Raw genomic sequence first — 25,039 nt, forward strand, 5'->3', positions numbered from 1 at the left:
TTTGCTTCTTTGCACCTCTTCTAAAACTTTTGAAGCGTTTCTATCACATACGTATGCATTACTTCTTTGTAATCTAAATGCGTTACAATTCGAAGTTTGTTGTGTCCAAGTGCGCTAATTAAAATATTTTTCTGTTTTAATTTTTCGATTAAAAGTTGGTCGCTGTAACCTTCGGCTAATGAAAAAATCAAAATATTAGTTTCTACAGGCTCAATTGCTGCGATCCATGGTTTTGTACTTAAAACTACTGCAATTTCTTTAGCCCTTCTGTGGTCCTCGGCTAACCTTTCAATATTATGTGCTAAAGCATACAATCCTGCTGCCGCCAAATAACCAACCTGACGCATTCCTCCTCCCAATATCTTCCTGATTCTCAACGCTCTGTGAATATCAGCTTTGCTCCCCAATAAAATAGAACCAATTGGAGCGCCCAATCCTTTTGATAAGCAAACGGAAATGGTATCGAAAATAGCTCCAAATTCCTTCGGATTTTGTCTTTTAGCCACTAAGGCATTCCAAATTCTGGCACCATCCAAATGGAATTTCAAATTATGAGTGTCACAAATTTTTTTTATTTCTCTTAAATCTTCTAATTCATAACAGGCGCCACCACCTTTATTAGTTGTGTTTTCTACACAAACCAAACTTGTAAGCGGACTATGATAAAATTCAGGATCATTAATTGCTGCAGCGACCTGAGCCGCATTTATCATTCCTCTGTCTCCATCCAACAAACAACAAGATACGCCGCTATTAAAAGAAACGCCTCCTCCTTCATAATGATAAACATGTGCATATTTATCAGCAATCAATTGCTCTCCAGGCTGTGTATGTAATTTAATTGCGGTTTGGTTTGCCATAGTTCCAGATGGAAAAAAAAGTCCGGCTTCCATACCAAAAAATTCAGCTACTCTAGTCTCCAACTCAATAACTGTCGGATCTTGCTTGTATACGTCATCTCCAACCTGAGCATTAAACATATACTGCAACATTTCGTGTGTTGGCTTGGTAATGGTATCGCTAATTAAATTTATTTCCATATTCTAAAAACTATATCTTATTTTTGTGCAACAAAATTACGTATTACTGTTTGTTATTCTCGGCAAGTTTTAGTAAATTTTAACTAGCAAATTATCATACAACCAAATTAACGTAATATTTATAAAAAACATATAAAACTACTATTAATTTATGACAACTACCGAACAAATAAAAGGTATTGTGGAGCGCCTTGGTGCGTTGAGGAGGTATCTTTGACGTTGATGCCAAACTAATCGAAATTGCCAACGAAGAAGAAAAAACCTTCGCACCCGACTTTTGGAACAATGCAAAAGAAGCCGAAGTCATTGTAAAAAATCTTAGAAACAAGAAAAAATGGATCGAAGATTACAACAAAGCCATCGAACTTACTGATGAACTACAGCTTGCTTATGACTTTTATAAAGAAGGAGAGCTTTCTGCAGAAGAATTAGACATGCATTACAAAACAACTCAGGAGCATATTGAAAACATCGAGTTCAAAAACATGCTTTCTGATGAAGGAGACAGTTTAAGTGCCGTTGTTCAAATTACTGCCGGAGCAGGTGGAACTGAAAGTTGCGACTGGGCCGGAATGCTAATGCGCATGTACATGATGTGGGGCGAAAGCTATGGCTATAAAATAAAAGAACTGAACTTTCAGGAAGGTGAGGTTGCCGGTATTAAAACCGTAACGTTAGAGTTTGAAGGAGATTATTCTTTTGGTTATTTAAAAGGAGAAAATGGCGTACATCGTTTAGTCCGAATTTCGCCTTTTGACAGTAATGCAAAACGTCATACTTCGTTTGTATCAGTTTATGTGTATCCGCTTGTTGATGACAGTATTGAAATTGACATTAATCCTGCCGATATCGAAATTACAACTTCCCGCTCTAGTGGTGCCGGAGGACAAAACGTAAATAAAGTGGAGACCAAAGTACAACTGGTACACAAACCAACCGGAATTCAGATTCAGTGTTCCGAAACAAGATCTCAACAGGACAACAGACAACGTGCCATGCAAATGTTACGTTCTCAATTGTATGAAATTGAATTGAAGAAACAACAAGCACAACGTGCCGATATCGAAGCCGGAAAAATGAAAATCGAATGGGGATCGCAAATACGTAATTATGTAATGCAGCCTTATAAATTGGTTAAAGATGTTCGTACCGGTTACGAAACCAGCGATGTTGATGGCGTAATGAACGGAAATATTGATCCATTCTTAAAAGCATTTTTAATGATGATGGGACAGAAGGAAGAAGAATAATTTTTTTAGTCGCAGTTTTCAGTCGCAGTCTCAGTTTTATAGAGACTGAAAACTGAGACTGCGACTGAAAACTAAATAAAGAAGTTATGATAAAATGGGCAGATATTATTCGATATACAAATAAAGGAAATCCAACTCCAGAAAAAAAAGTGGAGAAAACGGAAGAAGAATGGAAACAGATCTTAACTCCGGAAGAATATCAGGTAACACGTTTAAAAGGTACTGAAAGATCTTTTAGTTCTGAGTTATGTAGTTTATTTGATCCGGGAATTTACGAATGTAAATGCTGTGGCACATTGCTTTTTGATGCTTCTGAAAAATTTGAATCAGGAACTGGCTGGCCTTCTTTTACGCAACCAATCAAAGAAAATGCAATTGCTTATAATGCTGACAAATCATACGGAATGATTCGTGTTGAAGTAGTTTGTAATACCTGTGATGCGCATCTCGGGCATGTCTTCCCTGATGGCCCGGAGCCAAGTGGTTTGCGATATTGTATTAATGCTATTTCATTATCTAAAATAAAAGAATAAATTAATTTTATTTATTTTAAAAAAGCGATTCCTTTTAATTAAAAGCGAATCGCTTTTTTACTTAATTCATTAATTTAAAGCAAATTAACTGATTATTTTCAGAGCTGAATATTTCTAATTTTAAATATTATCTTACTAATACTATCCAATTTCAAAATTAGCCTGATAATTTCACACAAAACTACCTGATTGCCAATATATAAAAATTTCAATCTGCAAAATTTCACAATTATGTAGCATCATTTTTCCAACACGTTCGAGTTGTTTTTTTAAGATATCCATAGTTATAATTTCGATTTCAGACCTTTATATTCGTTTCCTTAGAATAAAAAGTGCTATTTCCATATTTAATAGACGCTATTTTTAGAATATTTATTTCCTGAAAATCAGAATCTTATGGCTTTAAATTCGTTGTTATTAAAAAAAGAACAATCCATTGTAAATTCAAAAACTGTTAAATTTTTAATAGATTTAATGTTAAAATTGTAATATTTAAACTATTATTTTAAACAGTACATAAAAAACTTCAAAATAAGATTAGGTAATTCAAATGTAATTGATTTTATTTGGCAAAAATAAACCCCCAAGTCAATTAAATTTATTCAATGAAATCCTATTCAATTCACGAAATCAATGAAGTTATAAATGGCGTAATTTACGGCACTACTTCGCAAAGCGTAACCGCAACAGAGCAACTAGAAAAAGCCACTACTTCAGAAATTTCATTTATAGGGAACAAAAAATATGAAAAATATTGGTCGACTTCAAATGCATCTATTGCAGTTGTTAACGAAGATATTTCTATAGAGCCTGGAGAAAATCGCGCCTTTATTAAAGTAAAAAATGCCGATTTAGCGATGTCTCAAATTTTAGCGCTTTTTGCCCCGCCTACTCCAATCTTTCATACAAATATTCATAGAACTGCCACAATCGATGAAACCGCAATAATTGGTGAAGGAGCCAGAATTGGTGCAGGTTGTTATATTGGTCCAAATGTTGAAATTGGTGCCAATACTACATTATATCCAAATGTGACTATTTTAGATGAATGCACTATCGGAAAAAATACAATTATCTGGTCAGGAACAGTTGTTCGTGAGCGTTGTCATATTGGTAGTGATTGTATTATTCATCCAAATGCAACAATTGGAGCAGATGGTTTTGGATTTCGTCCTTGCAAAGAAAAAGGACTAGTAAAAATTCCACAAATCGGAAACGTAATTATTGGAAACGGAGTTGAAATTGGAGCAAATACTTGTGTTGACCGTGGAAAATTCAGCTCAACTATTCTTGGAGATGGGTGCAAAATTGATAATTTAGTTCAAATTGGACATAATAGTAAATTAGGTAAATTTTGTATTATGGCCGGAAATAGTGGTTTGGCTGGTTCTGTAACTTTAGGAAATGGCGTAATCATTGGCGGAAGTGCTTCTATAAAAGATCATACCTCTATTGGAGATGGTGCTGTTATTGGAGCTGGTTCAGGTGTAACAGGAGATGTTCCTGCCGGGAAAACAATGTTAGGTTATCCTGCAGTTGAAGCACGAGATGCTTTAAAACAATGGGCCATTTTAAAACGAATGGTTTGTGATTCTAAAAAATAATCGAAAAACATATTTATAAAAAAACCAGAAGTTAACTTCTGGTTTTTTTATGCTCATCTCCCAACAATTACAAAGGCTATTATAAAGCTTCACATTTAAAGCCTAACACTTTCATCAGAAGAAGGATTTCCTTCATAACATCATTATCAGATTCAAAACGTAAAATACGATCACAATCTTCAAGATCAAAATTCCACTTTGCTTTCGGAAATAAACTGTTCAATTTTGGAGTAATTCGCTTTACTTTTGAAAGAGAATCCACATTTGTTTTAAACACTAAAACCATTTTTGATTTCTTTTTGAATTGATTTAATATTTGAGACTATGCCTTTATTTTACTTAAAATTCTGGTATCAATATAAAAGGTTCCGAAAGGAATTACACATGCTAAAAGCACTTTCCATGTCGTGTCTTTAAATTTCCAGTTTTGCTCTACTCCTACACTTAAAGTATTAAAAATAAAAAGTAAAAATAAAGCGCCATGAAGTGTTCCTACTGGTCTTGTTAAAAATGGCATTCCAAAAATATATTTTAATGGCATGGCAATAAATAACAATACTAATAAAGAGGTTCCTTCTAAAAATCCTATGATTCGTAATCTTCCGGTATTCGTTTGTAGTAAGTTTTTCATAAGAATATTATCTAAAATAAGGTCTGTTTGCTAAAGGTGAAAAAGGCCACGGAATGGCAATAAAAATGATAATTAAGGCAAGAGAAAACCATAATAACATCGTTTTAAATTTATCGCTGTCATTAAGTTTTCTTTTGGCTAAAGCCGAGCCAATAGTGATTAAAACAATGGCAATCAACATTAAGAGAATATGGAGTATTCCGAAAAAGGCAATTTCCGGATTTTCAATTCCTGCTTTAAAATTTTTCCAAAAGTATTTCACTATCGGACTTTGTACATAAATAAGAATTCCAAAAATGAGCTGAATATGTGCAATTGTTGCTGTCCAATGCCGAACAGCATTGTCTGTTTTGGTAAAAGGAAGTTTTGATGAATATCCTTTGTAAGCTTTATACAAGGAGTAAAATAAGCTTGCTAACACAAACCACCGCAAAATAGAATGGCTGAATAAAAGTGATTGATACATTGTTTTTTGATTAAGACAATGCAAATATATTCAAAAACATACTAATTAGTATGTTTTTGAAATACGAATTTATCTCAAACTGTTTAAGTAGTTTTTAAACTCTTTTAAATAAGCAACATAACAGGATTTATCATTCTGAAGTTTTCCGAAATTTCGTATTCCCCAATATCCAGACATAATAAAAAAACCAACTTGTTTGCCGTTTATATCTTTTCTGATTAGGCCAGAAGTCTGACCGTTTAAAATTGCCTTTTCAATTGTGGTCATCCATTGATCCACAAGTTGAGATAAAGCCTGACTGAACTGATTGTTCCAAGGCGTCATTTCCTGAGTCAAATTCCCAACAGGGCAACCATATTTTACGTGTAAAAAAGGATCTTCAAGCAATAAATAAGAAATCATATTGTATAAATCGGTAACTGGATTTTGTGAATTTTCAATTGGTTTTATAAAGCTTTCCAACATTGTGGGTTTCAAAATCTCCTCAATAATAGCAACTCCCATTTCATCTTTAGTTTTAAAATGATAATAAAAAGCACCTTTCGTAACTTGAGTTGTCGCAATAATATCATCAATACTTGTGGTTTGATATCCTTTTGTATAAATCAACTCAAATGCTTTTTGAAGAATTGTGAGCCTTGTATTTGCTGCTTTTGACATAAAAAATACTAATTAGTATGAAACTACAAATTAAGATAAAAAAAATGACTTATAGCAATTTCGATTTTTTAGATTGCTCCTATTACAATCATGCGAAAAGTTTTAATTTATAAAATAACGAATCATGTTTATTTTCAATTGATTTTGTAAATTAGCCAACAGTATTTTGTAAAAACATCAATATCTTATGGATTTAAACTTCAATAAAAACGAAGATCACAATAAACTCTTACTTTCAGAATTAAAACAAAAATTTGCCAAAGTAAAACTAGGCGGTGGCGAAAAACGCATTGAAAAACTACATGCTGAAGGCAAAATGACGGCGCGTGAACGTATTGCTTATTTATTAGATGAAAATTCTAAAAGCATAGAAATTGGTGGTTTTGTTGGTGAAGGAATGTATGCCGAGCACGGTGGATGTCCTTCCGGAGGAGTTGTGATAAAAATAGGATATATAAGAGGTAAACAATGTATTGTTGTTGCTAATGATGCTACTGTTAAAGCAGGTGCATGGTTTCCTATTACTGGAAAGAAAAACCTTCGCGCACAAGAAATTGCCATGGAAAACAGACTTCCTATTATCTATTTGGTAGACAGTGCCGGTGTTTATTTACCACTTCAGGATGAAATTTTTCCGGACAAGGAACATTTTGGCAGAATCTTCAGAAACAATGCGCAAATGAGCAGCATGGGAATTACTCAAATTGCTGCTGTTATGGGAAGTTGTGTTGCAGGAGGAGCTTATTTACCAATAATGAGCGACGAAGCTTTGATTGTAGATAAAACCGGAAGTATTTTCCTTGCGGGAAGTTATTTGGTCAAAGCTGCAATTGGAGAAACTATAGATAATGAAACTTTAGGTGGAGCCACAACACATTGCGAAATTTCAGGCGTGACCGATTATAAAGCAAAAGATGACAAAGATGCTTTAGATAAAATAAAAAACATAGTCGACAAAATAGGCGAATATGATAAAGCTGGCTATAGCAGAATCAAAGCTGAAAAACCAGCTTTAGAACCAAAAGATATTTACGGAATCTTGCCAAAAGCCAGAAACGAACAATACGACATGATGGAAATCATCAATCGGTTGGTTGATAATTCTGAATTTGAAGCTTATAAAGATGGTTATGGTCAAACCATAATTACGGGATATGCCAGAATTGATGGCTGGGCAGTTGGAATCGTGGCCAATCAAAGAAAAGTAGTAAAAACAAAGAAAGGCGAAATGCAATTCGGAGGCGTTATTTACTCAGATAGTGCCGATAAAGCAACACGTTTTATTGCAAATTGCAATCAAAAAAAAATTCCTTTAGTCTTTTTGCAAGATGTTACCGGTTTTATGGTGGGGTCAAAATCTGAACATGGCGGAATCATAAAAGATGGGGCTAAAATGGTAAATGCGGTTAGTAATTCAGTTGTACCAAAATTTACTGTTATAGTTGGTAACTCATATGGCGCAGGAAATTATGCGATGTGCGGAAAAGCCTATGACCCAAGATTGATTTTTGCATGGCCGAGTGCGGAACTTGCCGTTATGGGCGGAACACAGGCTGCAAAAGTATTGGCACAAATTGAAGCGTCGTCACTTAAAGCAAAAGGAGAAATCATAGATGAAGCAAAGGAAACGGAGCTATTCAACAAGATAAAAGCTCGTTACGACGAACAGACGTCACCTTACTACGCTGCTTCAAGATTATGGACAGATGCAATTATTGATCCTTTAGATACCCGTACCTGGATTTCTATGGGAATTGAAGCTGCTAACCATGCTCCAATCCAAAAAACATTTAATTTAGGTGTTATACAGGTTTAATTCATTTATAGAATTCTTAGAATACGTTAAATAAAAAGTAAAAAACTTATTTCCAGCTACTTAAAAATAAATATATCATTAAAAATTAGTAACTTAGTATATTATTTTTAATCACGTAATATCATGGAAAATGTAAAAAGTTTGAATAAATGGGCAAATTCGCACACTTATTTACCAGTAGATTTAGTACGTATTGTATTGGGTGTTTTTTTATTTATGAAAGGAGTTTCATTTGTAACTAATGCTCAATATTTGCATGATTTAATTTCTCCCATTGATCAATATGGTGGCGGAATGTTTCTTTTACATTATATCGCTCCAGCCCACATGATTGGAGGAATTATGATTGTTTTTGGGCTACTCACCCGCTGGGCAATTGCAGCCCAATTACCTATTCTTTTTGGTGCTATACTTGTAAATTTTATGGGACACATGCATTCTGAAAGTTTAATTTTAGCTATAATTGTATTGTTACTTTGTATCTTCTTTTTATTTTATGGAGGAGGCAAACACTCCGCTGATTATTACTTCAAAATGCAGCAATAATATATATTTTCATCCTCAACTAACTCACTAAAAGTTGAGGATAAAATAATAAAACCACTTTTAAGAAGTAATTAGCATTCTAAATTTCTTTAATTGTTTTTTATGAATTAAATTCGCAACCATGAATTGGATTCGTAAAACCGTTATTTTTGTATCACTTTTGATCCTTGCCTTTTTTGCATCTCAAGAAAGTGATGTTGCTATGCAAAAAAATGAAAGCCAAAAGACGGAAACCAATTTCTCTAAAGATTATACAGATTCCCTGGCTTTTATACAGCCTCAGGCAAGTTATCAATTTGCTGCAAACATCAAAACAAATCATCCTGGCATAATTAAATGGTTTGATTCTTTGTTAATTGTTATTCCGCAACATCAGGTTGCTAAAGCAACCTCAAACTTTGCAAATCAATTCTCGACTCAGAGCAAGAAAATCTTACTAATGCTCTATCCTTTCCATTTTTTTTGGTAGTTAAATAAATGAAATTTTAGTCCGAAGAATTTATTTCTTCATAAACAATTGAACCGTTTTCTTTCTGAAAAACGGTTTATAATTTCATAATTATTTATCAAATTCAAAAACATGGAAACAAGTGTAACCATTATTGGCATTGTGATTGCAATCATAGTAGCCATTCCAATATATTTTTCTGCACGAACGAGCGCTGCAAACAAATCAAAAATTCTAAACATTAAAAAGAAATTCAATCCAACTCATCCGGAAGATTTTGATTTAACTGAATCTCAAAACAATAAAACGTTTACCATTGACCAAAAATATAGAAAATTCATTTTGATGAATTTCAATCCAAATCAACAAGAAGCAGCATTTGTCGATTTAAAAACCGTTTCATCCTGTAAATTAATTTTGACCACTGATGGAAATTCAGACACCATTCTAAAAATTGATTTTGAATTCCAGGATAGAGCAACTTCTAAAAAAAATAGAATTCCATTCTATGATTTTGATGATGACCGCATCAAACAAATTAGTGCTTACCAAGATCATATGTTTGCAAAAAAATGGCTTAAAATCATTCAGGATTCTATTTAGTGTTAGTTATTTAATTCAGGGAAGAGGCTCATAATGAGTCTCTTTTTTTATGTTTTAAGCATGACATTTATCATTTTATGCCTTAGTATGAAGAAGTACTTTTGATAAATCCAAAATACTTTTTTATGAAAATCTCATTGATTCAGAAATACAATGTTCCAGGTCCAAGGTATACCAGTTACCCAACAGTTCCATACTGGAATGAAGCTGGATTTTCACAAGAAGAATGGGTCGAATCATTTCAAAAAGCCTTCTCAGAAAGTAATTCTCAAAACGGAATTAGTTTATATATTCATCTGCCATTTTGCGAAAGTATGTGCACTTTTTGTGGTTGTAATAAACGAATAACAAAAAATCATTCAGTTGAAGAAATTTATATAAAAGCACTCCTAAAAGAATGGAGTTTGTATTGTAGATTATTACCTGAAAAACCTTTTATCAAAGAAATTCATTTAGGTGGCGGGACTCCAACATTTTTCTCAAAAAATAACTTAGAACATCTTATCAATGGTATTTTTACTTTTGCCAATAAAGCTGATAAATATGAATTTAGTTTTGAAGGACATCCAAATAATACAACTTACGAACAACTTCAAAAGTTATATGGTTTAGGCTTTCGCCGAGTAAGTTTTGGCGTTCAGGATTACGCCGAAAAAGTGCAAAAAGCGATTCACAGAATTCAACCATTTCATAATGTGGCAAAAGTAACTTTTTGGGCTAAAGAAATTGGATATACCTCTATTGGTCATGATATCATTTTTGGTTTACCTTTTCAAACAATTGATGATGTAATAGACACAGTTGAAAAAACAAATTCATTAAAACCAGACCGGTTAGCCTTTTACAGCTATGCGCACGTGCCCTGGATAAAAGGAAATGGACAACGTGGATTCAATGAAGAGAATCTCCCAAAAGATGCTGAAAAACGAAAATTATACGAAACCGGAAAACAATTACTTTCTAAAAATGGTTACCACGAAATTGGAATGGATCATTTTGCTTTACAATCAGATAGTTTATATAAAGCAACAGAAAACAAAGAATTACATAGAAATTTCATGGGATATAGTGCTTCAAAAACACAGCTTATGATTGGTTTAGGTGTATCGTCTATAAGTGATAGCTGGTACAGTTTTGCTCAAAACACAAAAAACCTGGAGGATTATTACCAACTGTTAGAATGGGACAAATTACCTATTGTAAAAGGTCATATTTTAACTGATGAAGATTTAATCATAAGAAAACATATTTTGAATTTAACCTGTGAATTTGAAACATCGTGGGATAATGAAATGCTCTATTTTGAAGAACTTCCTAGTGTCTTAAAAGATTTAAAGGAAATCGAAAAAGATCAATTAATTGTAATCGAAGAAAATAAAATTAGAATTACAGAAGCCGGAAGACCATTTGTTCGAAATATTTGTATGGCTTTTGATTTACATCTAAAAAGAAAATCACCGGAAACGAATTTGTTCTCGATGACTGTTTAACGGCAATTAGGAGTTCCCTGCACAAACAAACTCATATTAGAAGGAGAAACATAAGGAATTCCTAAACCAAGGCCTCTAAGAATAAACAGAACTCCAATAATGATGGCAACGTAAGGGATAGCTTTTTGAATTCTATTTCGAAAGGGTAGCTTTATTAAAGAGTGAATATAAACAACGATCGTCATTAATGGCATATTCCCCAATCCGAACAATAACATATACAAAACACCAAAACCAGCGCTCTGCGTCGCGATTGCCCCAAATAAAGCAACATAAACCATTCCGCATGGCAAAAATCCGTTTAATAATCCAATTGTAAAAAGGGATTTATAACTTCTATTTTTAAATTGGCTACCTAAACGTGATTTAGTTTTTGAAATGATTTTGTAAACAGGTTTTGAAAAATTGTATTTCGCAAACATTTTCTCCGGGATCAAAACTGTTATTATCATAGCTACACCAATAAAAATTGACATTTTTTGTTGTAGTCCAGCGAGGAAAAAACCTCTTCCTAATAATCCAAAAATTAATCCTATTGTGGCATAAGCTGTTAATCGCCCTATGTGATAAGTAATAATTTGAGTAACCTTTTTAGCCTCATTCTGATGATCTACCGGCAACATCATAGCAATTGGACCGCACATTCCGATGCAATGCAAACTACTTATAAGACCTAATATAAAAGCAGAATACAACATATGCAATTAATTTACGTAAATAACCTCTTTAGTTAAATACTTTGTTCCGTTATATTGCCATTCTATATTAACATCCCAACGACCTTTAACCAATTTGTCTTTAGGAATTACTAAAACTGAGTTGGTCAATGCTATTGGAGTATTAAAATCAAACTTCTTGTTAGAAGGACGATACAATAAAATATTTCCTTTTATTTTATTACTTTCGAACGTAGTAGGAAAGACAACTTTTACACCATCTTTGTTATATGTAATAGAAGGTTTATGCTGTAAATCGTGCGCATTTTGAATCCTGGCCATTTCTTCCTGAAAATGTGAGTCATGTTTGTAATATTCCTCAACAACCAAATCATTATCATATTTGCTGTTCGATTGTACCTCAAATACAAAGTACAATATAAATGACATGAATAGTGCAAAAGCAATGACTATTCCGGTTCCCCAATTTATTTTCATAATGTGGTATTATTTTAATTAAAACTTCGCGGACCTAAAAAGTTTGTTGTAGTACTTTCCAACAATTCATTGCCATTGTAAATACCAATTTTAACTTTTGTTTTATCACTTTCTAAGAGAACTCCATTAATTTCTATAAATAAAGTTCCCTGAGAAATTCCTTCTTTTTGTATTTTAAAATGTTCCTTACCAACATTTCTAATTTCACCTTTCTGATTAATCAATTCAAAATGAATATCATTGTAATCTTTCATTGTTTTGTTTACAATTTTATAGGTGTAAACATTACTTATCTTATCTCCCTTATGTTGAAATAATTGACCTGGCAAACGCAGAATAATAGCTTCAACATTGGTTCGTAAAAATAACATTCCAACAAAAACACTTAACAAAATGAATAAAACAGCTGTATAACCTTTCATTCTGGCTGTGAATTTAAAAGGTTCCTTCTTAGCTATTTCATCTTCAGAAGCATAACGAATAAGTCCTTTAGGCAAACCCACTGTTTCCATTATAGTATCACACTCATCGATACAAGCGGTACAATTGGTACATTCTAATTGTGTTCCGTTTCTAATATCAATTCCCATTGGGCACACATGTACACATTGATGGCAATCGATACAATCTCCTTTTCCTGTTATTGTTCTATCTTCCTTTTTATTAAATTTAGCACGTCCTGTTTCTTTTTCTCCACGGACAAAATCATAAGCTACATTAATAGATTTATTATCTAAAAGTACACCTTGTAATCTACCGTAGGGGCATGCGATTATACAAACTTGCTCCCTAAACCAAACGAAAACAAAATAGAAAACACTAGTAAAAATCAGAAGTGCTATAAAATTGCTTGATTGTTTAATTGGTCCTTCTTCAATCATTAAAAATAATGCATCGCTACCAACTAAATAGGCTAGAAAAATATTAGCAATACCAAAAGAAATTAGAAAAAAAACAGTCCATTTGACAAGTCTTTTTCGGATTTTCTCTGCATTCCATTCCTGACGTGCTAAACGTGACTGTGCACCACGGTCGCCATCAATCCAATATTCAATTCGACGGAAAACCATTTCCAGAAAAATAGTCTGCGGGCAGATCCATCCACAAAATATTCTGCCAAAAACAACTGTAAACAAAATGATAAAGACAATACCTACCAACATGGATATTACAAAAAGATAGAAATCCTGAGGCCAAAACGGGAAACCAAAAATATTAAAACGACGCTCCATAACATTGAACATCATAAATTGGTTCCCATTTATTTTTATAAACGGATTTGCAATTAAAATTGCCAATAAAATATAACTGACAATTTTGCGATACTCATAAAACTTACCAGATGGTTTTTTAGGGAAAATAAATTTTCGATTACCACCTTCATCAATAGTTCCAATGGTATCTCTAAAAGCCTCGTCTGGTAAATTTGACATGATTCTTATTTTTTAACTGCTGTACTATCTGCTATTTTAACTGTGGTCTCTTTTTTAGTAACACTTTCATCGACCCAAATTTCTCCTTCGGGTTCTTTTGGATCTTTAGGTCCGCTTCCCTGTAAAGACAAAATATAACTGGCTACTTTTTGAATGTCTTTTGGTTTCATACCGTTTGTTTTCCAGGAAACCATTCCTTTACCATCACGTCCTCCGTTGGTTATAGTATGGAAAATATTTTTGATTCCTCCACCCAAAATCCAATGATCATCTGTTAAGTTTGGGCCAATTTGTCCACCGCCATCTGCTCTGTGACAAGCTGCACAATTAGTAGTGAAAATTTCTTTACCAGCTTCTAAACTTTCTTTATCAGTAAGCAAAACAACTGTTTTTTCATCCATTAAATCCGGAGCGGTTTTTAAGTACTCATCCACATCTATTTTGGCCTGGGCCATTTCTTTTTTGAGTTCCATTTCCTGATTATCGGCTCCAAGAATTTCAAAACGAACTAAATAAATGACGCTAAAGATTATAGAAATGTAAAATAAATAAACCCACCATGGCGGCAAATTATTATCTAACTCTTTAATTCCGTCATAATCGTGATGCAGCAACAGATCACCTTCTTTCTCTATTGGCTGTGTTTTAGTAAGTTTCTGCATGAGCTCCTTAAACCAGGTGCTCTCTTGTAAACTTAGACTATTTTCATAATCTAATTTTGCTCTCTCTTCAGCTGTCATTAATTGATACATCAGTCGATTAACGGCATTCAATGTGATTTCGATCGCAATAAGGATAAACAGAAATACAAACAAAAAAACAGAAACCATCGGATACTTTATAAAAGCCGGCTTATCACCGGAATCTATACAATATTCCATCAAAGCAAAACCAATAAAAAAAATCAATGGTACTCGTACATATGCTGGGAAAAATTTTTTCATTTATTTGTCTTTTGAAATTACACCAAGTCCTTCATTTAAAGGAATTTCACTCATTTCCTGAATTTTATCTTTTTTATAGGAGAATACCCAAAAGCCTAATCCCACAAAAAAGAAAAAGAAAATCAGGAGAGAAAGAATCGGGTAAATTTCTATACCCGATATGTTCTCCATATTATGTTTTATCTGTTCAAACATAGCTTTATTTTTTAGCAGTTTCTTTTACTTTAATATCAGTTCCAAGTCTTTGTATATAAGCAATCAGAGCAACAATTTCTCTTTCATTCATTGGAACAAACTTCTCACCTTTTGCAGCTGCCTTGTTTTTACTATCTTGGTAGCTTTTTACAAAATCAGGATCATTTTCTAAACTCTTCTCTATTGATAAAGCCTGCGTTCTCAATGTTTTTTGAGCGTTTGCAATTTCATCAGCTGTATACGGAACACCCAGTGAAACCATGGCCTGCATTTTCTTTTGGGTCAATGATACATCCATTGCTTCGTTATCAAATAACCATTTATAACCCGGCATGATCGAACCTGCTGAGATACTTTGAGGATTCCAAAAGTGATTAAAATGCCAATTATCATTGTATTTTCCTCCAACTCTTAGTAAATCCGGACCAGTACGTTTTGATCCCCATAAAAATGGATGATCGTATACAAATTCGCCAGCCTTGGCTTGTGGCCCGTAACGTTCAACCTCACTTCTAAATGGACGAACTGATTGTGAGTGACAACCTACACAACCCTCTCTGATATATAAATCACGTCCTTCCAATTCTAAAGGTGTATATGGTTTTACACTTGAAATAGTTGGAATATTAGATTTTACTATTATTGTAGGCACTATTTGAATAACGCCTCCAATTAAAATAGCAACTGTTGCCAGAATGGTTAACTGAATTGGTTTTCTTTCTAACCATGTATGGAATTTTTCACCATTAAGTCTGTTACTGCTTATTCTTTGTAACGCTGGAGCCTGAGCCAGTTCATCTTCAATAGTTTCACCTGCTCTTACCGTCATTATAATGTTATAAACCAATGTCAGCATCCCAATCAGATATAAGGTACCTCCAATAGCTCTCATCCAGTATAAAGGCATAATTGCCGTAACTGTTTCAAGGAAGTTTCCATAAGTTAAAGTCCCATCCGGATTAAATTGTTTCCACATAGAAGCTTGTTGAAAACCTGCTACGTACATTGGCACCGCATATAAAATGATTCCTAAAGTTCCAATCCAGAAGTGGAAATTGGCTAATTTCTTTGAGAACAAAGTACTTTTTGTCATTCGGGGAATCAACCAGTAAATAATACCAAAAGACATGAATCCATTCCACGCTAAAGCTCCAACGTGTACGTGCGCAATAATCCAGTCTGTATAATGTGCGATAGCATTTACATTTTTTAAAGAAAGCATTGGTCCTTCAAAAGTTGCCATTCCGTACCCTGTAATTGCCACTACAAAGAATTTTAAAACCGGTTCTTCACGAACTTTATCCCAAGCACCTCTCAAGGTTAAAAGTCCGTTAATCATACCTCCCCAAGATGGCGCAATAAGCATAATTGAAAATACAACACCTAAATTCTGAGCCCAATTTGGTAAAGCGGAATATAATAAATGGTGAGGACCAGCCCAGATGTAAATAAATATTAAAGACCAAAAGTGGATAATAGATAATCTGTAAGAATATATAGGTCGATTTGCTACCTTAGGAATAAAATAATACATTAACCCTAAAAACGGAGTTGTCAGGAAAAATGCAACAGCATTGTGACCATACCACCATTGCACCAAAGCATCCTGAACACCTGCGTAAACTGAATAACTTTTTAAAGCCGAAACTGGCAATTCAATATTATTGAAAATATGTAAAACTGCAACCGTTACGAAAGTGGCTAAATAAAACCAAATTGCCACATACAAATGTCGTTCTCTTCTTCGCAACATTGTACCAATCATATTGATTCCCATTACTACCCAGATTAATGCAATCGCAATATCAATAGGCCATTCTAACTCTGCATATTCTTTTGAAGAAGTATACCCTAATGGTAATGTTATTGCTGCGGCAACTATAATGAGCTGCCAACCCCAAAAATGCAGGTTACTCAGAAAATCACTATACATTCTGGCCTTCAGCAATCGTTGAAGCGAGTAGTACAAACCTGCAAAAAAGGCATTACCTACAAAGGCAAAAATAACAGCATTTGTATGTAACGGTCGTAAACGTCCATAACTCAGCCATGAAATCCCATCCGTTATGTTGGGAAAAAGGTACATAACCGCCAGGGTTAGCCCCACTAACATACCTACTACTCCAAAAAGGATAGTGGCATAAATGAATTTTTTTACAATTTTGTTGTCGTAATAAAACTGTTCCATTTCCATAATTATACTTGTTTTTCTTCGGTTGGTGAATTATTATTCTGAGAAGTAATTTTGGTTTCATCGTCAAAAAGCATTCTGACTGAAGGCGTATAATCATCATCGTACTGTCCGGATTTGACAGCGATGATAAAGGCAATAAAGAAGCCGATTGCTACGAAAATACTAACTGAAATTAATAGATAAATTACACTCATACCTTAAATTTATGTTAACAAAATTACTTGGTTACAGGCATTTAAAATATGATAATTATCATAGTGAAGGAGTTATGCTAAATTTAGTAAAAAAAGGTTTACAAATTACCTATATTCATTTTAAATTACTATTACTGAAATAGTTAGACATCAACGTAACAAAACTCACAATAGTTATTGTACTTAAAGGCATAATAATCGCTGCCACCAAAGGAAGCAGATTGCCAGTAACTGCAAAAGAAAGTCCAACTACATTATAAAGCAATGATAAAACAAAACTCATTTTGATAATAAAAATTGATTTTTGAGACAATTTTAAAAAATAATTAAGTCTGGAAAATTCACTCGCATCAAGAATTGCGTCACAAGCGGGAGAAAAAACATTCACATTTTCAGAAATAGATATTCCAACATTACTTTGTGCCAACGCACCGGCATCATTTAAACCATCGCCCACCATCATTACATTCTGACCATTTTGCTGTAAGTTTTTAATAAACTCCAGTTTCTGTTCCGGCTTCTGATTAAAAATAAATTCAGTGCCTTTTGGTAAAATTGCTTCAAGGTTAGCTCTTTCTCCATCGTTATCTCCTGAAAGCACCTTTAAATTATAATTTTTATTAAGCGATAAAAATAACGTTGCAAGGCCATCTCTATATTGATTTTGAAAATTGAATCTTCCATAATACTCCTCGTCAATTTTAATATGCAATGCCGTTTTCTCTATTTCAGAAGAATCTAAATCTGGACTTCCAACAAATACCGCTGAACCAATTTGGATTGATTTATTTTCGATTGAAGCTAAAATCCCTTTTCCTGTTATCTCTTCGAAATCATCAATTTTAATTCGTTTTGAATTCGGTAAAAAATCATACAACATGCGGCTTAAGGGATGGTTTGAGGCGCGTAATACATTTTTTATGAGTACATAATTTTCATCAGAAATGATTTTTCCTTCATAAACGATATTTGACTTTTTATTTGTTGTTATGGTTCCTGTCTTATCAAAAACTATGGTATCCACTTTTGCGAATTGTTCGATGACCAATGCATTTTTAAGATACATTTTCTGCTTGCCCATAATTCTCAGAATATTTCCGAAAGTAAAAGGAGCGGTAAGTGCCAAAGCACACGGACAAGCAACGATTAATACAGCTGTAAAAACATTAAAAGCAGTATTAGCGTTAATAAAAACCCAGTACCCAAATCCTGCAAAAGCAATTAATAATAATATAGGTGTAAAATAACGACTAATTTTGTCTGTAATCGTTTTGTGTTTTTGAATAACATTTTTTTGAAAAATTTCATTACTCCATAACTGTGTCAGATAACTTTGCGAAACAGAATGCACTACTTCCATTTCAATCACTTTCCCGATTTGTTTTCCACCAGCAAATACCTTGTCCCCTGATTTTTTAGTTATTGGTATTGCTTCTCCGGTAACGAAACTATAATCAATTTCAGCTTTTTCACTAATTAAAATACCATCAACCGGAATTAATTCCTGATTTCTAATCAATAATCTATCACCTTTTATAACATCATAAATTGGCAAACTTTCTTCGGAGGTATCGGTGTTAATTTTAGTAACAGCAATCGGAAAATAAGATTTAAAATCTCTTTCGAAACTTAAAAAACTATATGTTTTTATTTGGAACATTTTTCCGAGCAGCATAAAGAAAACCAAACCTGTTAAACTGTCAAAAAAACCAGGACCATAATTCATCACAATATCAAAAGTACTTCGGACAAACATTACAATAATCCCTAAAGCAATTGGAATATCAATATTCAACATTCGTGATTTGATACTTTTATATGCGGAAATATAATAACCACTGGCAGAATACAAAAAGCTTGGCAGCGCTAATAAAAATATTAAAATTCTAAAAAACGGTTTGTAATTGTCCAGCCAAAATTCCTTTATTTCGAAGTACTCCGGAAACGATAACAGCATAATATTTCCAAAACAAAAGAAAGCCACTCCAAGTTTGTAAGTCAAACTTCTGTCTACATTATTTTTACCTGTTTCGTAGTTTTCTAAACTAATATAAGGTTCATAACCAATGGAACTTAAAAGATAAACAATAGATTTGAGTGAGACAAGATCAGAATTATAAGTAATTCGGACTTTTTTTTCAGGAAAATTAACTTGTGAAGTACTAATTCCGGTTTGAATTCTGTTTAGATTTTCGAGAATCCAAATACAAGAACTACAGTGAATGTGAGGAACATTTAAAGAAACAATAGCTGTATTTCCTTCTTGAAATTCTAATATTTTTGAGAGAATGACTTCGTTCTCTAAAAAATCATATTTACCCTGAATGTCTTGCGGAGTAGCACCTGGAGATTTTTCAAAATCATAATAACAAGTCAAATCATGAAGACTGAAAATTTCATAAACTGTTTTACATCCATTACAGCAAAAATTTTTCCCATCAAAATTGATTTCTTCATTTTTAGCAATGGTCAGGCCACAATGAAAACAACCTTGCTCATTCATAATTTGTTTTTTTAACTTTTGCAAAGTTTATAAATTGCAAAGGACTATAAATATGATATTTATCACGTTTTAATAAATTATGATTCTAATTTAGGAAATAAAAAAAGGCAAATTACAGTCGTATATTATTTCTTATCTTTTTATGTAATTATTATGCTTTAAGACATGAATAATGGTTAATTTTGTATAAAATTTTTGTAATGAATAAATGTGACCAGTGCATCGTGCGACAACTAACTTCTTTACAAACCTTAAATAAAGAAGAAGTAATAAAATTAGCCAATAGCAAAACCACTTATAAAATAAAAAAAGGTGAAGCTATTTTTGAAGAAGGCGAAGTAACAAATGGTGTTTTTTGCATAAAAGACGGTGTTGGTAAACTTTCTAAACTAAGTGCTAACGGAAAGGACCAAATTGTAAAATTAGTCAAATCAGGAGAGCTTTTAGGACAGCGTTCAATGATTAGCAATGAGCCTGCCAACTTAACTGCAAAAGCAGTAGCTGACATGGAAGTTTGCTTTATTCCGAAATCTGAAATTATTGGTTTTTTCAATAACAACAACCAATTTTCTATGAAATTGATGCAGACCGTTTGTGAAGATTTGAAAGAATCTGAAAATGATAAAATTGCATTAGTTCAAAAAACGGTAAAACAACGATTAGCCGAAACTTTACTTTACCTGCATGATTTCTTTGGAGAAAACCAGGACCAAACATTAAAAGTACAGCTAACCAGAGAAGAATTAGGCGGAATGATTGGAACTGCTACGGAAAGCTGCATCCGTTTATTATCTGATTTTAATAAATTGGGGTTAATAGAATTGGTTGGCAAAAAAATCATCCTTAAAGATGTAAAAGCCTTAAAAAAAATTGCTGATCAATTATAGCTTTTTAGCCTCATTCCAAAACACATCCATTTCTGCTAATGTCATATCCATTAAGGGTTTTCCTAATTCGCCTGCTTTACTTTCTAAATACTGAAAACGCTTAATGAATTTTTTATTGGTTCGTTCTAAGGCATCTTCTGGGTTTACATTTAAAAATCGGGCATAATTAATCATGGAAAACAAAACATCTCCAAATTCTGCTTCAATTTTATCCTGATCGCCAGATTTTACTTCTTCTTGTAATTCTTCCAGTTCTTCCTGAACTTTATCCCAAACCTGATGCGGTTCTTCCCAATCAAAACCAACACCTTTTACTTTGTCCTGAATTCGGCTGGCTTTTACCAATGCGGGCAAACTTCTTGGAACTCCTTCTAAAACTGATTTTTTGCCTTCTTTCAGTTTTAATTTTTCCCAGTTTTGTTTTACTTCTTCTTCATCTTTAACAACGGTATCACTGTAAATATGTGGATGACGATGAATTAGTTTATCACAGATTTCATTACAAACATCGGCCATATCAAAATCATTTGTTTCAGAGCCTATTTTAGCATAAAAGACAATGTGTAAAAGCAAATCTCCTAATTCTTTTTTTACTTCGTTTAGATCATTATCCAAGATAGCATCTCCTAATTCGTAAGTTTCTTCAATCGTTAGATGTCTAAGTGTTTGCAAAGTTTGTTTTTTATCCCAGGGACATTGCTCACGAAGTTCATCCATGATAATTAACAATCTTTCGAAAGCTTTTAATTGAAGTTCTTTGCTCATTATTGAAGTTTTTTTTGTTGAAACCGAATGATGTAAAAGTAAAAAATCCTGTCAAGAAAACATCTTAACAGGACTATTATATTTGAATGTAAAAACTACTATTCTTCTTTTTTAGCTTTTGCTTTTTTAGCAGCAGGAGCTTTTTTTGATTTTTCTTCAGCTACTACTGGAACTTCTTCAGCAGTTTCTGCCGGAGCCGGAGCTAAATCAGTAACCAAACCTTTAGCCTCAAGCGTATTGTACCAGTTTAATACTTTTTTAATATCTGAAGGATAAACTCTCTCTTCATCATATTCAGGTAAAATTTCTTTGAAGTAGGCTATCAGTTTTGCATTATCTTCTTTATGAGAAATAGCCTGACCTTTGTTTTCTTTAACAGCAATACGTTGCATTACTTCTGTTAAAGGTTTTTCGCCTTCATATGTATAAATTGAAATCTCTGATAATAAACTTACGTTACTTTTTAAGTTTACAGTGATTTTTTTTCCGTCTGTTAATGATTCTGCCACAAAACCTGTACGAGTTTGCACTTTCAATACATATAAACCTGGTTTCCCAGAAATGGCTAAAATTTTATCTAAATTCATGTTTATTAAAATTAGTATTAAGAATTTCTTTTTATATTTTATTATGTTCTAATTTTCGTAAGAACAATTATCTTCCTTTTTTAGCGGCAGCAAATTTCATTCTGTACTCTTGAAAAGTTTTACCTTCAGTAATATTTTTCAATTTCTTTTGAATCAAACGTTTTTTCAAAGAAGATATTTTATCGGTAAACAAAACACCTTCAATATGGTCATATTCATGTTGAATAACTCTTGCTATCAAACCATCAAAAACCTCTGTTTTCATTACAAAATCTTCTTCGCAATATTCAATTGTAACCGTTGGTTTTCTGTAAACATCTTCACGAACATCAGGAATACTTAAGCATCCTTCGTTAAAACTCCACTCCTCACCTTCTTCTTTAACAATTTTAGCATTGATAAAAGTTTTTTTGAAACCTTTTAAATCTTTTTGTTCTTCAGACGGCAAATCTTCATCATCACTAAAAGGAGTCGTATCAATAACAAACAAACGAATTGCTATACCTACCTGCGGTGCAGCAAGTCCAACACCGTAAGCGTTGTACATGGTTTCATACATGTTTGCTATTGTTTCTTTTAAGTTTGGATACTCTGGCGTAATTGCCTCACCCACTTTTCTTAAAACAGGATCACCATATCCTACAATTGGTAAAATCATTTGTATTAATTTATGTATTATCTACTGAAAACCCTGAATTTAATTCCCATAATTCAGCTGGCAAAAATAGTAAAAAATAGTCAATGAATAATTCTAAACAACATATTAAATCGTATTTTTTGCCTGTCTGTTAAAATCTCAGCTATAATTATGCCAAATTAATTCGTACAATTCTTACCTTTGTTAGTAAACCTCACTATATGTTTGATCGCATCTCGAAATTCACGAACAGTACTTCTTTTTTAAACGCCTCTAAAGTAACCATTGCTTCTGTTGTACCTGTGCTGATTTTAAACTTTTTAGGTCATTTTGAAATAGGTTTTACTATTGCCCTTGGTGCTTTTTATACCTACCCCAGTGATATTCCGAGTTCGTTAAGTCATAAAATAAAAGGATTAATTGTTGCTTCCTTTATAGTTTCAGGTGTCAATTTATTAGTTAATCTTGCTTACCCATATCCCTTTTTGTTTTATCCTTTCCTAGGATTTTTATTGTTTTTATGTTCTATGATTTCGGTTTACGGACAACGTGCAACATTGGTATCGTTTTCTGCCTTATTATCAATTTCCTTATCATTTGGCCATTTACATACAGGTTGGGAAGCTTTTGAATATTCCAGTTTTATTTTTATTGGAGGGATTTTATATTTGATTGTATCACTTGTATTCCATTTTATACAACCTTATAAGTATATTGAATTACAAATCGCTGAAGGCATAAAATTAACTGCAAAATACCTAAAATTAAGAGGTGACTTATGGAACCCTGAAGCAAACCGACAAACCATTATTGAAAAACAGTTAGCTGTTCAGGTTGAATTGAATTTGATTCATGAAGATTTAAGAAAAATGCTAATTGGCAACCAAAATACTTCTGCAGCTAGTGCGCAAAATCGAAAAATGTTATTGGTTTTCATTACTTTAGTGGAGATTCAGGAACTTGCTTTGTATACATCATTTGATCACAGCAAACTTCATGAAAAATTTGCCAAACATCCTGAAGTGCTTCGTACCTACCAAAACGTGGCTTATAAACTGGCTTCAACTTTAAAGAAACTCTCTAAAAACGTTCATCATATTGCGGTTTATGTAGATAAAAATGATTTGAAAAATGAATTGGATGCCTTAGAATTTGCCATTTTTGACTATGAAAAAAAACTAGGAAAAGAAGAAGCTTCAGAAGGCGTTTTGATGTTGACCAATATGTTGAAATATGCCAAAAATCAAGTTGGAAAAATCAAAATTATTCAACGTGCTTTTTCACTTGCCATGCAGTCTTATAAACTAAAAGACAAAGATAAAGAGCTGGAAAAATTCCTGACACCTCAGTATTATCCTTTGCGTACTTTGACAGAAAACTTAAGTTTTTCATCTTCCATATTTAGACATTCCTTACGATTAACGATTACTATTTTAATTGGTTTTTTGATCGGAAAAATTCTTCCGTTTCAAAACGTTTATTGGATTTTACTGACTATTGTTGTAATTATGCGACCTGGCTATGGGCTTACAAAAGAACGATCTTATAATAGAATTTTCGGAACTATTTTAGGAGGATTATTAGCTTTCGGAATTGTATCAGTTGTTCAAAATCACGTTGCATTGAGCATTTTTTCTATTGTTTGCATGCTTCTTGGAATCTCATTTACACAAATCAATTACAAAATCAGTGCGACTTTTGTAACAATGTATGTTGTTTTCATTTATGGAATTTTGACTCCGAATGTGGTTGAGGTAATTCAGTTTCGAATTTTAGATTCATTAGCAGGTGCCATTTTAGCATTTTTAGCCAATCAGTTTTTATGGCCGGCCTGGGAATTTATAAATACACCAATCCATATAGAAAACGCTATTAGGGCCAACAGAAATTACTTAAAAGAAATTGCTGATTATTATAATAAAAAAGGAGAAGTTCCAACTTCGTACAGGCTCGCCCGAAAAAATGCTTTTGTAGAAATTGGTAATTTAATGACTTCATTCCAGCGTATGATGCAGGAACCAAAATCGAAGCAAAAAACATTGCCATTAGTCAATAAATTGGTAGTTCTAAATCATTCGATATTGTCTGCTTTAGCTTCTTTATCAACTTATATTCAATCGCATCAAACAACATCAGCATCAGAATCATTTAATTACATCATAAAGACCATTTTATCTAATTTAGATCAGTCGATTTCGATCTTAAAGAATGAGACTATTATAAAAGATACTTTTTTTGATAAAGAAGATGTGACACTGCAATTTGAAGAACTTAAACGTAAAAATTTCACCAAATTGTCTACAGATGAAGACTTGGATAAAGAAACACGTCAGGCTAAAATGCAGGAAGCTCAAATGGTAATTGAGCAATTAATTTGGATGAGTAATCTCGCCGAAAAGATTTTAAAAATTACGAAAGAACTAAAAGCAACAAATCCAGATTAATTCATCTGGATTTGT

Annotated in this window: 26 protein-coding genes; 10 read left to right on the forward strand and 16 right to left on the reverse strand. The window is 32.9% G+C overall.

The genetic code is table 11. The features are described from left to right. Nucleotides 1-20 precede the first annotated feature (20 nt). Entirely contained in the window at nucleotides 21-1,040 is a 1,020-nt protein-coding gene (locus ASC72_RS01740; RefSeq protein WP_056185764.1) for a low specificity L-threonine aldolase, read from the reverse strand. Nucleotides 1,041-1,191: 151 nt separating this feature from the next. Between ASC72_RS01740 and prfB the strand changes: the two genes are divergently transcribed. From prfB to lpxD, 3 genes are all read left to right on the forward strand, one after another. After that, nucleotides 1,192-2,290 (forward strand): peptide chain release factor 2 gene (gene prfB / locus ASC72_RS01745; RefSeq protein WP_117595755.1). Its coding sequence is split into 2 segments (ribosomal slippage): nucleotides 1,192-1,254 and nucleotides 1,256-2,290, totalling 1,098 coding nucleotides; the frame shifts between segments, so codons are not numbered across the junction. An 86-nt stretch (nucleotides 2,291-2,376) separates the two neighbouring features. Further along, a complete protein-coding gene (gene msrB / locus ASC72_RS01750) occupies nucleotides 2,377-2,823 on the forward strand; it encodes a peptide-methionine (R)-S-oxide reductase MsrB (RefSeq protein ID WP_056185767.1) in 447 nt (148 codons plus the stop codon). A gap of 605 nt (nucleotides 2,824-3,428) precedes the next feature. Further along, nucleotides 3,429-4,427, forward strand: coding sequence for a UDP-3-O-(3-hydroxymyristoyl)glucosamine N-acyltransferase (gene lpxD / locus ASC72_RS01755; protein WP_056185770.1), 999 nt, complete (start codon nucleotides 3,429-3,431; stop codon nucleotides 4,425-4,427). 79 nt (nucleotides 4,428-4,506) lie between these two features. Here the strand turns inward: lpxD and ASC72_RS01760 are convergent, their stop codons facing one another. The 4 genes from ASC72_RS01760 to ASC72_RS01775 form a co-directional block, all read right to left on the reverse strand. Then, the gene (locus tag ASC72_RS01760; RefSeq protein WP_056185773.1) at nucleotides 4,507-4,713 is read right to left on the reverse strand and encodes a hypothetical protein; all 207 of its coding nucleotides are present in this window, start codon (nucleotides 4,711-4,713) and stop codon (nucleotides 4,507-4,509) included. Between the two features lie 36 nt (nucleotides 4,714-4,749). After that, nucleotides 4,750-5,058, reverse strand: a complete 309-nt coding sequence (locus ASC72_RS01765; protein ID WP_056185777.1) for a DUF3817 domain-containing protein — start codon at nucleotides 5,056-5,058, stop codon at nucleotides 4,750-4,752. A gap of 7 nt (nucleotides 5,059-5,065) precedes the next feature. Continuing rightward, on the reverse strand, nucleotides 5,066-5,524 hold the full coding sequence (locus ASC72_RS01770; RefSeq protein ID WP_056185780.1) for a hypothetical protein: 459 nt from the start codon (nucleotides 5,522-5,524) through the stop codon (nucleotides 5,066-5,068). Nucleotides 5,525-5,593: 69 nt separating this feature from the next. Then, the gene (locus ASC72_RS01775; RefSeq protein WP_056185783.1) at nucleotides 5,594-6,184 is read right to left on the reverse strand and encodes a TetR/AcrR family transcriptional regulator; all 591 of its coding nucleotides are present in this window, start codon (nucleotides 6,182-6,184) and stop codon (nucleotides 5,594-5,596) included. A gap of 187 nt (nucleotides 6,185-6,371) precedes the next feature. Here ASC72_RS01775 and ASC72_RS01780 point away from each other — a divergent pair, with 187 nt between their 5' ends. The 5 genes from ASC72_RS01780 to hemN all read left to right on the forward strand — a co-directional run bounded on the left by ASC72_RS01780 (nucleotide 6,372) and on the right by hemN (nucleotide 11,087). After that, nucleotides 6,372-8,000, forward strand: coding sequence for an acyl-CoA carboxylase subunit beta (locus ASC72_RS01780; RefSeq protein ID WP_056185786.1), 1,629 nt, complete (start codon nucleotides 6,372-6,374; stop codon nucleotides 7,998-8,000). A 123-nt stretch (nucleotides 8,001-8,123) separates the two neighbouring features. Continuing rightward, complete coding sequence (locus ASC72_RS01785) at nucleotides 8,124-8,546, forward strand: DoxX family protein (RefSeq protein WP_056185789.1); 423 nt, start codon at nucleotides 8,124-8,126, stop codon at nucleotides 8,544-8,546. Between the two features lie 121 nt (nucleotides 8,547-8,667). Then, entirely contained in the window at nucleotides 8,668-9,015 is a 348-nt protein-coding gene (locus tag ASC72_RS01790; protein ID WP_056185792.1) for a hypothetical protein, read from the forward strand. Nucleotides 9,016-9,126: 111 nt separating this feature from the next. Next, nucleotides 9,127-9,597: a hypothetical protein gene (locus ASC72_RS01795; protein ID WP_056185794.1), complete on the forward strand. Its 471-nt coding sequence runs from the start codon at nucleotides 9,127-9,129 to the stop codon at nucleotides 9,595-9,597. A gap of 125 nt (nucleotides 9,598-9,722) precedes the next feature. Beyond that, nucleotides 9,723-11,087, forward strand: a complete 1,365-nt coding sequence (gene hemN, locus ASC72_RS01800; protein WP_056185797.1) for an oxygen-independent coproporphyrinogen III oxidase — start codon at nucleotides 9,723-9,725, stop codon at nucleotides 11,085-11,087. On the opposite strand, the gene ASC72_RS01805 is transcribed toward hemN, so the two are convergent. The 8 genes from ASC72_RS01805 to ASC72_RS01840 form a co-directional block, all read right to left on the reverse strand. Further along, complete coding sequence (locus tag ASC72_RS01805) at nucleotides 11,084-11,785, reverse strand: sulfite exporter TauE/SafE family protein (RefSeq protein ID WP_056185800.1); 702 nt, start codon at nucleotides 11,783-11,785, stop codon at nucleotides 11,084-11,086. The genes hemN and ASC72_RS01805 overlap by 4 nt on opposite strands. Before the next feature lie 6 nt (nucleotides 11,786-11,791). Beyond that, nucleotides 11,792-12,241, reverse strand: a complete 450-nt coding sequence (locus tag ASC72_RS01810) for a FixH family protein (RefSeq protein WP_056185804.1) — start codon at nucleotides 12,239-12,241, stop codon at nucleotides 11,792-11,794. 14 nt (nucleotides 12,242-12,255) lie between these two features. Further along, nucleotides 12,256-13,674 (reverse strand): cytochrome c oxidase accessory protein CcoG, encoded by a 1,419-nt coding sequence (gene ccoG, locus ASC72_RS01815; RefSeq protein WP_056185806.1) that lies wholly within the window; start codon nucleotides 13,672-13,674, stop codon nucleotides 12,256-12,258. A gap of 5 nt (nucleotides 13,675-13,679) precedes the next feature. After that, a complete protein-coding gene (locus ASC72_RS01820) occupies nucleotides 13,680-14,618 on the reverse strand; it encodes a cbb3-type cytochrome c oxidase N-terminal domain-containing protein (RefSeq protein ID WP_056185809.1) in 939 nt (312 codons plus the stop codon). Next, nucleotides 14,619-14,813, reverse strand: coding sequence for a cytochrome c oxidase subunit IV (locus tag ASC72_RS01825; RefSeq protein ID WP_056185812.1), 195 nt, complete (start codon nucleotides 14,811-14,813; stop codon nucleotides 14,619-14,621). Nucleotides 14,814-14,817: 4 nt separating this feature from the next. Continuing rightward, a complete protein-coding gene (gene ccoN, locus ASC72_RS01830; RefSeq protein ID WP_056185814.1) occupies nucleotides 14,818-17,007 on the reverse strand; it encodes a cytochrome-c oxidase, cbb3-type subunit I in 2,190 nt (729 codons plus the stop codon). Between the two features lie 2 nt (nucleotides 17,008-17,009). Continuing rightward, nucleotides 17,010-17,201 (reverse strand): cbb3-type cytochrome oxidase assembly protein CcoS, encoded by a 192-nt coding sequence (gene ccoS / locus ASC72_RS01835; protein ID WP_056185817.1) that lies wholly within the window; start codon nucleotides 17,199-17,201, stop codon nucleotides 17,010-17,012. A 115-nt stretch (nucleotides 17,202-17,316) separates the two neighbouring features. Beyond that, nucleotides 17,317-19,704: a heavy metal translocating P-type ATPase metal-binding domain-containing protein gene (locus ASC72_RS01840; protein WP_056185821.1), complete on the reverse strand. Its 2,388-nt coding sequence runs from the start codon at nucleotides 19,702-19,704 to the stop codon at nucleotides 17,317-17,319. A 200-nt stretch (nucleotides 19,705-19,904) separates the two neighbouring features. Between ASC72_RS01840 and ASC72_RS01845 the strand changes: the two genes are divergently transcribed. Then, nucleotides 19,905-20,591 (forward strand): Crp/Fnr family transcriptional regulator, encoded by a 687-nt coding sequence (locus ASC72_RS01845; protein ID WP_056185826.1) that lies wholly within the window; start codon nucleotides 19,905-19,907, stop codon nucleotides 20,589-20,591. Here the strand turns inward: ASC72_RS01845 and mazG are convergent. The 3 genes from mazG to def all read right to left on the reverse strand — a co-directional run bounded on the left by mazG (nucleotide 20,586) and on the right by def (nucleotide 22,601). Then, nucleotides 20,586-21,356, reverse strand: a complete 771-nt coding sequence (mazG, locus tag ASC72_RS01850) for a nucleoside triphosphate pyrophosphohydrolase (RefSeq protein WP_056185831.1) — start codon at nucleotides 21,354-21,356, stop codon at nucleotides 20,586-20,588. The two genes, ASC72_RS01845 and mazG, sit on opposite strands and share 6 nt — an antisense overlap. Before the next feature lie 98 nt (nucleotides 21,357-21,454). Next, nucleotides 21,455-21,943, reverse strand: a complete 489-nt coding sequence (locus tag ASC72_RS01855; protein ID WP_056185834.1) for a DUF5606 domain-containing protein — start codon at nucleotides 21,941-21,943, stop codon at nucleotides 21,455-21,457. A gap of 67 nt (nucleotides 21,944-22,010) precedes the next feature. Further along, on the reverse strand, nucleotides 22,011-22,601 hold the full coding sequence (gene def, locus ASC72_RS01860; RefSeq protein WP_056185836.1) for a peptide deformylase: 591 nt from the start codon (nucleotides 22,599-22,601) through the stop codon (nucleotides 22,011-22,013). Between the two features lie 200 nt (nucleotides 22,602-22,801). Between def and ASC72_RS01865 the strand changes: the two genes are divergently transcribed. Continuing rightward, nucleotides 22,802-25,024: an FUSC family membrane protein gene (locus tag ASC72_RS01865; RefSeq protein WP_056185839.1), complete on the forward strand. Its 2,223-nt coding sequence runs from the start codon at nucleotides 22,802-22,804 to the stop codon at nucleotides 25,022-25,024. Nucleotides 25,025-25,039: the final 15 nt, after the last annotated feature.

It is taken from the genome of Flavobacterium sp. Root420 (assembly GCF_001427905.1).
In the GTDB taxonomy this organism is placed as follows: Bacteria; Bacteroidota; Bacteroidia; order Flavobacteriales; family Flavobacteriaceae; genus Flavobacterium.

Bases quoted from the DNA above. Each gene is read 5' to 3' on its own strand.
- ASC72_RS01740 (WP_056185764.1), bottom strand. From the start codon at position 1,040: ATGGAAATAAATTTAATTAGCGATACCATTACCAAGCCAACACACGAA.
- msrB (WP_056185767.1), top strand. From the start codon at position 2,377: ATGATAAAATGGGCAGATATTATTCGATATACAAATAAAGGAAATCCA.
- lpxD (WP_056185770.1), top strand. From the start codon at position 3,429: ATGAAATCCTATTCAATTCACGAAATCAATGAAGTTATAAATGGCGTA.
- ASC72_RS01760 (WP_056185773.1), bottom strand. From the start codon at position 4,713: ATGGTTTTAGTGTTTAAAACAAATGTGGATTCTCTTTCAAAAGTAAAG.
- ASC72_RS01765 (WP_056185777.1), bottom strand. From the start codon at position 5,058: ATGAAAAACTTACTACAAACGAATACCGGAAGATTACGAATCATAGGA.
- ASC72_RS01770 (WP_056185780.1), bottom strand. From the start codon at position 5,524: ATGTATCAATCACTTTTATTCAGCCATTCTATTTTGCGGTGGTTTGTG.
- ASC72_RS01775 (WP_056185783.1), bottom strand. From the start codon at position 6,184: ATGTCAAAAGCAGCAAATACAAGGCTCACAATTCTTCAAAAAGCATTT.
- ASC72_RS01780 (WP_056185786.1), top strand. From the start codon at position 6,372: ATGGATTTAAACTTCAATAAAAACGAAGATCACAATAAACTCTTACTT.
- ASC72_RS01785 (WP_056185789.1), top strand. From the start codon at position 8,124: ATGGAAAATGTAAAAAGTTTGAATAAATGGGCAAATTCGCACACTTAT.
- ASC72_RS01790 (WP_056185792.1), top strand. From the start codon at position 8,668: ATGAATTGGATTCGTAAAACCGTTATTTTTGTATCACTTTTGATCCTT.
- ASC72_RS01795 (WP_056185794.1), top strand. From the start codon at position 9,127: ATGGAAACAAGTGTAACCATTATTGGCATTGTGATTGCAATCATAGTA.
- hemN (WP_056185797.1), top strand. From the start codon at position 9,723: ATGAAAATCTCATTGATTCAGAAATACAATGTTCCAGGTCCAAGGTAT.
- ASC72_RS01805 (WP_056185800.1), bottom strand. From the start codon at position 11,785: ATGTTGTATTCTGCTTTTATATTAGGTCTTATAAGTAGTTTGCATTGC.
- ASC72_RS01810 (WP_056185804.1), bottom strand. From the start codon at position 12,241: ATGAAAATAAATTGGGGAACCGGAATAGTCATTGCTTTTGCACTATTC.
- ccoG (WP_056185806.1), bottom strand. From the start codon at position 13,674: ATGTCAAATTTACCAGACGAGGCTTTTAGAGATACCATTGGAACTATT.
- ASC72_RS01820 (WP_056185809.1), bottom strand. From the start codon at position 14,618: ATGAAAAAATTTTTCCCAGCATATGTACGAGTACCATTGATTTTTTTT.
- ASC72_RS01825 (WP_056185812.1), bottom strand. From the start codon at position 14,813: ATGTTTGAACAGATAAAACATAATATGGAGAACATATCGGGTATAGAA.
- ccoN (WP_056185814.1), bottom strand. From the start codon at position 17,007: ATGGAAATGGAACAGTTTTATTACGACAACAAAATTGTAAAAAAATTC.
- ccoS (WP_056185817.1), bottom strand. From the start codon at position 17,201: ATGAGTGTAATTTATCTATTAATTTCAGTTAGTATTTTCGTAGCAATC.
- ASC72_RS01840 (WP_056185821.1), bottom strand. From the start codon at position 19,704: ATGAATGAGCAAGGTTGTTTTCATTGTGGCCTGACCATTGCTAAAAAT.
- ASC72_RS01845 (WP_056185826.1), top strand. From the start codon at position 19,905: ATGAATAAATGTGACCAGTGCATCGTGCGACAACTAACTTCTTTACAA.
- mazG (WP_056185831.1), bottom strand. From the start codon at position 21,356: ATGAGCAAAGAACTTCAATTAAAAGCTTTCGAAAGATTGTTAATTATC.
- ASC72_RS01855 (WP_056185834.1), bottom strand. From the start codon at position 21,943: ATGAATTTAGATAAAATTTTAGCCATTTCTGGGAAACCAGGTTTATAT.
- def (WP_056185836.1), bottom strand. From the start codon at position 22,601: ATGATTTTACCAATTGTAGGATATGGTGATCCTGTTTTAAGAAAAGTG.
- ASC72_RS01865 (WP_056185839.1), top strand. From the start codon at position 22,802: ATGTTTGATCGCATCTCGAAATTCACGAACAGTACTTCTTTTTTAAAC.